Raw genomic sequence first — 8,864 nt, 5'->3', positions numbered from 1 at the left:
GCTTTTCCATTTCCACTCCATCTCATTATTGAAATCGTGAGCTTGAAGGATTTAGATTTGACTTGATAGTCTGGGGTTTATGGAGCGCTTACGATCTCTACGACTACGGCATCATCTAGGAGGTAGCTTTGGCGACAATCTCCTCGCGCAAGACCGCGTGTTGATACGCTCAGAATTATTGAGTTATGCATAAATCATTTTAATTGGAAGATTGGTCAAGAAATTGACGTACCTTCTTCGAAAAACCAAAGCGGAAAAATAAAATCCAGAAACAAATCAACATAAATATATTCCCAAGAAATGCACCTCCACGTTGTGCAGGGGAGGTCAATTCATATCTTGGCAAACCATGACCTATAGGGAGTGCATTGAATTTACTAAAAACAGTCAACGCAAATAAGATACCAAGTGCGATCAGTCCAATTATTCGACTATTTTTCCAAACCTTAGTAATAGCAAAAACAGCGTACGCAACATAACCGCATAAGGTAAATTTAAAAGCGAACTCGATCAAAAACAGTATTACCTCTGTTGGCGGCCTAGACGATCCCCAAAGTTCAGCAAATGACTACGTTGTCCAAACCATCAAGGAAGAGACAAAAACAAAAAAGGCAATCGTTAACAGAATTTGCACTAGCCAGACTGATAGAGGTCTTTTGATCATAAAATTTTCTATTGCCTGTGGTTAAAAATCAGAGGGTAGTTGGACGTTACGGGATTAGTCGCTTGTCTTTGAGTTTTTGAAGATATAAATGTCCATCGATCTCACCAGAAAATATCTCATCTCCATCCAGCATATATGCCTTTAATAAGTGAGAAATTCCACTGTCCTCATTTCCTATTTTGATTTCACATTGCCCAAGGCGGTAGTGAACAAATGGATTCGCTTGTCCATCAGACCCGTTAAGTGCGTCATAAAAGCTGTTTCGTGCAGCATCTAGTTGATTGAGTTGGTATTGCGCATCGCCAATCGACACCAATAACCAGGTGTAGGCATCCCAATCTTCACGGGGCTCTGGCAACAAGTCTATTGCTGAAGACCATTTTAGAATCGCGTCTTCGTATTTAGACTGATCGCATAATTCATTACCTTCTTCAGACAAGTCATCAATCTCAGTACCAATTTTTTCTGGAAGTTCCATTTAATTTCCCGCAACTCGTTTTTTGTAAAATTCCAGATATTTCTTATCTTCATCTTGAAAGCAACGGCCTTTGGAAAGTTTATTTGCTCGCTGTAGATGTAAAAAAGCTTTGTCTTCATCATGCAGCTCAAAGAACGTCATTCCGATAAGAAGGTCTGGTTCTGCATCTATCGTTGAAATTGGAAGATATTTAAGTTCGTCTATCCATTTAAAAGCTAGCGATGGCTTTCCAGATTGAGCCATTAATCGAATTGACGCCAAGACCTTAGAAATGCTGATGTCATATTCAGATTTTGGTTCAGGAATCAAACGCCAGCCTTGCTCAAGCAATGATTGCGCTTCTTCTGCATTACCAATCTTAAGCGCCTCACGCACTTTGGCGCCTAGCTCTCTCATCTGCTGCATTATTTCGTCATTGACCGATTTCATAAAAGTCTCATTTCAAAGGTGGTAAATATGTTTCTCCGAGCTTTGCGCCAAGAGATCTATTAATAGACAGATGATCTAACACATAATTTTTTGAATCAAGCATCCATGCTCTCACTTCAGATGACTTTGCTCCAAATTGTCTACCAGTTTCGTTCCACCAGGTAACTGCATCTGTCTTATGAGACATATCAGAGTATTTTAGGTTCTGTCGCGTTATTTAGCTGAGACCAGCTTTTGCCGACACGACGAGGGTGTACCTTTACGCTGGACGGACCTGTCCTACCAGGGCATAGAATTGTTGCGCAAATGACAGGTCCGCAAGACCATCGGTGTCAAACTAACCTTTTCGAATCATGTGCATGAGCTCGACACCAGCGAGCACTGCGCTGGCCGATCGAAAAGATTTGAAGTTAAGCATCGGTTTGGTTATCCGCTTGATGCCGCGGTGGTCCTGCTCAACGATGTTGTTGAGATACTTGACCTGGCGCACAACGATAGGCTGAACGCGGCCAATATTGATCGCATCAATGGCAGCCTTGTTGGCTCCGCTCTCATCCATTGCGACCTTGTCAGGATCCCCGTTCGCTCCCATCGCTTTGTTAAAAAAGCGCTTTGCCGCAGCCATGTCGCGTTTGGCTGTCAGCAAGAAGTCCATGGTCATGCCCTGCTTATCCACGGCGCGGTAGAGATATTTCCATTGGCCCTTCACCTTGATATACGTCTCATCCATGCGCCAACTCCGACCTACGGAACGCTTACGTGAACGAAATATCTTAGCCAGCACAGGCAATATCTTCACAGCCCAGCGATGTAACGTGGCGTGATCAACGACAACGCCGCGTTCTCCCATCATTTCTTCGATATGACGAAAACTCAATGGGTATGCCACGTACCAGCGTACACAAAGCATCATGACTTCCAACGGATAATGCAGTCGTTTAAGAACCTTACGGAGAGTGCTTTTGATGAGGCTTTTACGAAAATCGTCCATATCAAACTTTACCAGATTCGCTTATTGCGACACAACCGGCATTGCTGAGTATTCCAAAACGCGGAACGATGCAACGGCCGTACCTGACTCCACCCGTTATGTCTTAGGTCTGGAATACAGAATTGCCGAAGGCTCTTATCTGACCTTGGGGGGAGCCCGGGATAGCGGGAAGGATAGCAAAAACTCCCTGCTTGCCAACCTGAATTTCGGTTTCGGTAAGTCGTCCATTTTTGGTCAATAATGGACTCGGCCTGCTGGGATTTGCCTTTGATTCTGGCAGGCTGTTCCCACATTTTATTGAGGTAGGATAGGAGGTCGGCCGTTCAAGGTAACCGCCGCCAAATTGCGTCTATACACGGCGGCGATGGGTAGCCAGAAATCAAGGTTGGCGATTTGTGCCAGGAACACGGAATACAAGATAAATGTTATACCGACACGTCTCACCAAAAGGATTTACGGCTAGATGGTGCGAAGCTGCTTGCTCGAACCTGATGTAGTAATGAATGCGTACAATCAAGCAAATTCTCGGGAAAGGGAACGACCATGGGCGCAATCTTTAGACTTAATCACGCTAACATCATGGCGTTCGTGACCTCCAGGTCCCAAGGTGCGCCACGGGTTCGCCGTGGCGACCTAATTGAGTTTCTCGAAGCGCTGACATACGACGCGAGGCGCTATCTCATTTCTGAGCCGGCCTTCGAGTCCTGGCCGGAAGAGATCGCTGAAGTTGCATCGCGAGCCGCCTCACGGCTACGGGAGACACACGATTTCGGTGACAGAGAAACGTTGCCTGGCCTCGTCGTCGAGCGTGTCCTGGAAGAGTTGCGGTCCGAACTTTCCGACTACGCGCTATTCGCGCTTGCCGTCGGCGCCGGTGACCGGTTGCGGGAGACAGCCAAGCAGATCGCAAGCGCGCCCATGTATGGCCAACTGCTTGTGCTGATTCCCGAGCAGGACATGACGGATCGGAACTTCGAAGTCCTCGACCCAATCGCGGCGTTCTCGGTTGCGCTGCATGCAGCTGCGGATTGGCCTGGCATCGTGTTCTGGACCGCCAATGGTGCGAGCGCCTTCGCTCGCTTGGAAAGCGTCCCAGAACTCATGCGTGAGCTTGAGAATGGCATGCATGAGGGCAGGCATCGCCGAGGGCCGTTCCCGGGCTACCGAGGCAGCGGCGGATTCGATGCCGTACTTCGGCGCTGGGCGTCAAACAAGCCCAGCAACTATCGGCGGCTGCTGCACCTCAGCGACCTGCACTTCGGCACCAGCGATGCGACCGAGAACCAGCCGCTGCTCGACGCCGAACTTCGCGACATCGTCAAGTCAGTAGATAGGGTAGTCATCACCGGCGACCTGTTCGACACGCCCAACCAGAACTATGCAGCGATGTTCGCGGGATTCAAGCAGAACATCACCCACTTGGCAGGCGGCCGAGAGCCAATCTCGATCACCGGCAATCACGACCAACGAATGATTGGCCTGTTCGGCGACAATTACAAGCAGGTTGCGTTGATCGGTTCCACCAAGATCGTTGTCGATGAACAGTGCCAGATGGTATTCATCTGTTTCAACTCGTCGGTGAAGGGGAGCTTCGCTCGCGGGAAGATCACGCAGTCTCAGTTTAGGCAGATCGGCGCCGAATACCGAACGCTCACGGCGGCCAGGCCGGAACTCAAGGACTTCCTGCCGATCGTGTTGGTGCACCACCACCCGTTCTCCTTCGATGTGCCGCCTGAGACCTGGGTGCAACGAGCGCTCAACGTTGTCGGTCTCAGGGACGAGGCCTTCCTTGAGATGGTCGACGCCAAAGACCTGCATCGATGGTGCCTCGACTGGAGGGTGAAGACGATTCTTCACGGTCACAAGCACAAGGCCCGCTACGTCGAGCGCGAGGTCGAATGCGGGTCAGATCGCATGCCGCTCACTTCGATTGGCTGCGGTAGTTCTCTTGGGGCTGAAGGCTCGCCCCTCTCGTATAACTTGCTGGAGTGGGCACCAGATAGCCAACGATGGATTGCGTCATTTTTCGAGAGCGTCAACGGCGGCGCTTTCCGCGAGGTAGTTGCCTCCGTGTCTCCGGAGTTCGCGAACCGGCGGTAACTGGATTCGGGATTGGGGGTGTCCGCTTGCTCTGGTCACCGTGGTCGGCTTTGGTTAGTTTCAGCCCTTGGGCACCGCATTCAACCGGCAATCAGGCGAACTACGTCCATAACGGTTCCGGTGTGAACGGGCCTGCTCGCACCCTGACCTCACCAAGTACGCGGAACCGTTAGTGCAGTCCGCTTCTGAACTCGCGTGCAGTCGTCTTCTGAAAATGACAGGCCCCCCTTGTCGACACTTCAAAATTCTTAAGTCGGTTCACTGTTCCATTGCGCCCAGGCATCAAATCGCCCCTGACGCTTTTCGACGGAATTTTCTGGGGTTCCGGCTTACACCCCCTGACTCAGAGGAAGACAAAAATATTTGGCTCTATATTTTTTATTCGTCTTTTAGCCAGAATGGAATAACCTGAAAACTTTCATCAATCGGCGTAAATTTTAATCCCAATAGTTTTCTGTTATTGCACGCATCCTTGAATAATTGATTGCAAACAAATTTTGCGCCGATATCTAAACACTTAAAAATTCCGGCACTACCAACTTTTTTTGAATCAACAATAAATTTGTAAATCGCTTCGTACCTAACTTGGTCGGGAAAAAATCTGTCATAGACTGGCTGACTAGTTTCCATATCGAGATCTATTCGAAAATTAGATTGTTCAACATCAAGGATTGACAGGTAGTCTTTTACAAGCACGTAAAAATATTTCTTTTGCGTTTCAATTTTGTTTGACTGAATAATTTTTACAGGAATCAAACGCATCTCAAGTCCAAATTCTCTGCATAGCGCAGTGAAATTTTCAGAACACAATAGTCCGTCCCAGAAGTCTAAATCGATGGCAGTGTGTTTCGCCCTAAATTCATATTCTGCATCAATCACGAATTTATCCACATCAGGATCGTATGCTTCCCACTGAAAATCCTTATTTAAGGTGCCTTTGAGATAATCAGGACAGCCACGATCGCCACCCAAATATTCAATAACATAATAGTTCATAGCTCTACCTTCTACATTAATCGACATTTTGCGTTTAACTTTACTTTGCCAGTTTGAATATTGTTTTTTGCTCTACCTTGAATATCTTTAACTCCAAGGGCGAGACTAGTGTTCGAGACACGACCCGCCTTCCATTCTCGGAATAGAGTATCAACTTCACCTTTTACAGACGCAGAATACTGCGCGTGATTACTCCAATGCCCTGGTAAACCAGTTTGCTTGGCCAAGTTCGAATTGTCGGGAAGTAAAATTCCGTTACCCGCACCATCTGGATCAAAGCCCATATTTTTTAATTTATCGAACATGGATTTGTATTGAGGATCACCCATTACTTCTTCAGGAATTAAATGATGGGCCTCATGACAGTCTTTCTTTTTTCCACCAAGGGCTTTGTCGAGTCGAGCACTACTCAGTCCAAATGGATCTATGTGATTCAGCGAATTTTCTGCATAAAGAAACGAATTTATACCGCCTTGCAATCCAATCGGATCTTCTGAAACAAACCGCCCCACCGCCGGATCATAGTATCGAAATCGATTGTAATGCAGCCCAGTCTCTTCATCAAACTGCTGACCCTGAAACCGGAACGGCTGATCGATAACAGGCGTAGCTTTTGTTGATGTTTTCCACGCATGACTTGACGCATAAGACAAATTGTCCGTCCCAGTCCTAAGCGATACGTCTCGCACTTTCGCCTCACCCCAGACCTTGTAATCTGCCGCCCAGACGATCTTGCCTTCTTCATCAGTCAGTTCTTGCGGAGCACCGATTTGATCACATTGATACCAGTAGATGTTGTCGTCCTGGATGGTTGCCAACGGTACGAAGCTGTTTGGCTCAAACACGAATAGTGAAGCCTTGTTACCGCGCTGGCTGTGTATCATCAGATCGCCATCCCACAAATATTCGGTGGCACCAAAGGCATCTGTTTTCTTGGTACGTCTGCCTAATGCATCGTATTCATAATTGGTGGTTTGCGTCACGCCGTGGCGCGTGACTGTTGCGTTTTGTAATTGATGGTCGGCGTTCCATATGAACTGCGCCTCTTCATGCGCGCCTTTTTTGCGGTTGATGACATTGCCATGAAGATCGTATTCAAAGCTCAGGTCTTGAAATACCTTGAGGCGATTGCCTCTGACCATAACTGCTGCACGGCCAGGTTGCGCTGTTTGTATGTTACCAGCCGGGTCAAAGGCAAAGAATAGTAAAAAATTTTACAACCACCAATTTAAAAGGGTTTCATCTTGTATATCTTCAAAATTTTCATAGACATTGCCGAAGTACCATTGAACGCCTGTTTTTTTTGTGAATGAATCAAAGAAAACATTAATGTTTTCAATTCCAGCAGATGAAGGCACTGTCAATGATAAGTTGCCCATATAAACTCCATCGACAGTACCACTAAGAACGTGTGCAACATCTTTTTCAAGGTGGCTTAGATCCTGATCTGAAATATTATCCGAATATATCTGTATGCAGAAATTACCGCCTCTTTTCAAAACCTTTACTGGTTGTTTTGTGTCGACTATTTCAACAACATCGCTTTTAGCTAAATTCAGTGCTAAACCAGGGGATGATAATAATTCATAAATATTGCCCCCCAAATTGTATGCCGGCAGTTCTTCAAAAACAGGTAAATTATTGGATTCCCCTGCATAAACATGAATGAGAATTTTTTCTTTATCTTCCATATGGTGCACCACAGCTTCCCCTTTCTAAACAAGACATCCCTTCTTTTACATACCCACTGTTCCCAGCACTTAAGTTACAAGATGCACCTTCTGTATCAACATTTACATCTGCAAGATTTCCACCTTTTGATGTTGGTACATTTTTGTGACCCAGATGCATATCCGATGCATTTTTACTTGTATGACCGCATCGCCAACATTTGTATATTCCACCGTTATTATTTTTGGCATCTTTTAGTAGTTTGTCTCTACATGCCTGTTGACCAACGCGAGTTCCTCCACCAATTTTGCTGGCGGTGATATCTGAAGGCGACGCACCAGCACCATCTTTAAGTGCAAATATTGATGGTGGTTTAGGAGCCAATCCGAATGGATCGACCCACCCAATCGGATTCGGCGCATAAGCAAATAGATTCGTCCCGCCAGCCAAGCCAATAGGATCTTGTCCAGCAAACCGCCCAACTCCAGGATCATAATATCGAAACCGATTGTAATGCAGCCCAGTCTCTTCATCAAACTGCTGCCCCTGAAACCGGAATGGCTGATCAATAACTGGCGTAGGTTTTGTTGATGTTTGCCAGTTATAGTTCGATGACGATGACCAATTATCCGTCCCCGTCTTCAGTGACACATCGCGCAATCTCGCCTCACCCCAGACCTTGTAATCGGCCGCCCAGATGATCTTGCCTTCTTCATCAGTCAGTTCTTGTGGCGCGCCGATTTGATCGCATTGGTACCAGTAGATGTTGTCGTCCTGGATGGTCGCCAACGGTACGAAGCTGTTTGGCTCAAACACGAATAGTGAAGCCTTGTTACCGCGCTGGCTGTGTATCATCAGATCGCCATCCCACAAATACTCAGTGGCACCAAAGGCATCTGTTTTCTTGGTACGTCTGCCTAGTGCGTCGTATTCATAACTGGTGGTCTGCGTTACACCGTGGCGCGTGACTGTTGCGTTTTGTAATTGATGGTCGCCATTCCATGTGAACTGCGCTTCTTCATGCGCACCTTTCTTACGGTTGATGACATTGCCGTGGAGGTCGTATTCAAAGCGCAGGTCTTGATACACGCTGAGGCGATTGCCTTTGACCTTTGCCGCCGCACGGCCTGACTGAGTAGTTTGTATATTACCCGCTGGATCAAAAGCAAAGGCTTCATTCAAGCGACCAGTCGCCGCAAGAATGCGTCCAGTAGGGTCATATTGATAGTTTTGCTTGCCACGTAGGGCATCAATCTGATTAGTCAAATTGCCAGCGGCATCATAACGATAACTACGCTCTATCTCAACACTGGCATCACGTGTAGTACTGTAGCTCATGCTGGTAACGATTGGATTCGCCTTGGCTTGCCCGGCCTTATGTCGTGTCAGACGCCCCATAGGATCGTAGTCGTAACGACTTTCTAAGCTGCCCTGACTGCGCTTTACTTCACGGTGTAAAGCATCGCGCTCCATATCCGCAATGACCTGGTGCTGGGTGTGTTGGTGTGGTTGCGCCAGATTGATTTGATGCAGAT

The 8,864-nt window shown here is 47.2% G+C and carries 7 protein-coding genes and 2 pseudogenes; 1 reads left to right on the top strand and 8 read right to left on the bottom strand.

What is annotated here, in order from left to right:
- Positions 1–710: 710 nt before the first annotated feature.
- From AAKU61_RS21275 to AAKU61_RS21260, 3 genes and pseudogenes are all read right to left on the bottom strand, one after another.
- Positions 711–1,142 (bottom strand): tetratricopeptide repeat protein, encoded by a 432-nt coding sequence (locus AAKU61_RS21275; RefSeq protein WP_354335518.1) that lies wholly within the window; start codon positions 1,140–1,142, stop codon positions 711–713.
- Positions 1,143–1,571, bottom strand: coding sequence for a hypothetical protein (locus AAKU61_RS21270; RefSeq protein ID WP_354335516.1), 429 nt, complete (start codon positions 1,569–1,571; stop codon positions 1,143–1,145).
- A gap of 340 nt (positions 1,572–1,911) precedes the next feature.
- Positions 1,912–2,562 (bottom strand): annotated as a pseudogene (locus tag AAKU61_RS21260) (IS6 family transposase); the annotation flags it as partial.
- Positions 2,563–3,141: 579 nt separating this feature from the next.
- Here AAKU61_RS21260 and AAKU61_RS21250 point away from each other — a divergent pair.
- Positions 3,142–4,662: a metallophosphoesterase family protein gene (locus tag AAKU61_RS21250; RefSeq protein WP_354335510.1), complete on the top strand. Its 1,521-nt coding sequence runs from the start codon at positions 3,142–3,144 to the stop codon at positions 4,660–4,662.
- Positions 4,663–5,040: 378 nt separating this feature from the next.
- On the opposite strand, the gene AAKU61_RS21245 is transcribed toward AAKU61_RS21250, so the two are convergent.
- The 5 genes and pseudogenes from AAKU61_RS21245 to AAKU61_RS21230 all read right to left on the bottom strand — a co-directional run.
- Positions 5,041–5,658, bottom strand: a complete 618-nt coding sequence (locus tag AAKU61_RS21245; protein WP_354335508.1) for an imm11 family protein — start codon at positions 5,656–5,658, stop codon at positions 5,041–5,043.
- Between the two features lie 11 nt (positions 5,659–5,669).
- The gene (locus AAKU61_RS22840; RefSeq protein ID WP_503012670.1) at positions 5,670–6,347 is read right to left on the bottom strand and encodes an RHS repeat-associated core domain-containing protein; all 678 of its coding nucleotides are present in this window, start codon (positions 6,345–6,347) and stop codon (positions 5,670–5,672) included.
- An 18-nt stretch (positions 6,348–6,365) separates the two neighbouring features.
- A pseudogene (locus AAKU61_RS22835) lies at positions 6,366–6,845 on the bottom strand (RHS domain-containing protein); the annotation flags it as partial.
- Between the two features lie 27 nt (positions 6,846–6,872).
- Positions 6,873–7,349 carry a DUF4265 domain-containing protein gene (locus AAKU61_RS21235; RefSeq protein WP_354335504.1) on the bottom strand — a complete coding sequence of 159 codons (477 nt, stop codon included), beginning with the start codon at positions 7,347–7,349 and terminating at the stop codon, positions 6,873–6,875.
- A partial coding sequence (locus AAKU61_RS21230; RefSeq protein WP_354335502.1) for an RHS repeat domain-containing protein occupies positions 7,339–8,864 on the bottom strand: 1,526 nt, incomplete at its 5' end. The genes AAKU61_RS21235 and AAKU61_RS21230, both read right to left, overlap by 11 nt.

Source organism: Undibacterium sp. GrIS 1.2, assembly GCF_040544435.1.
GTDB lineage: Bacteria > Pseudomonadota > Gammaproteobacteria > Burkholderiales > Burkholderiaceae_D > Undibacterium.
Note: the sequence above shows the minus strand (reverse complement) of the source record. Positions and strands in the feature narration are given on the sequence as shown.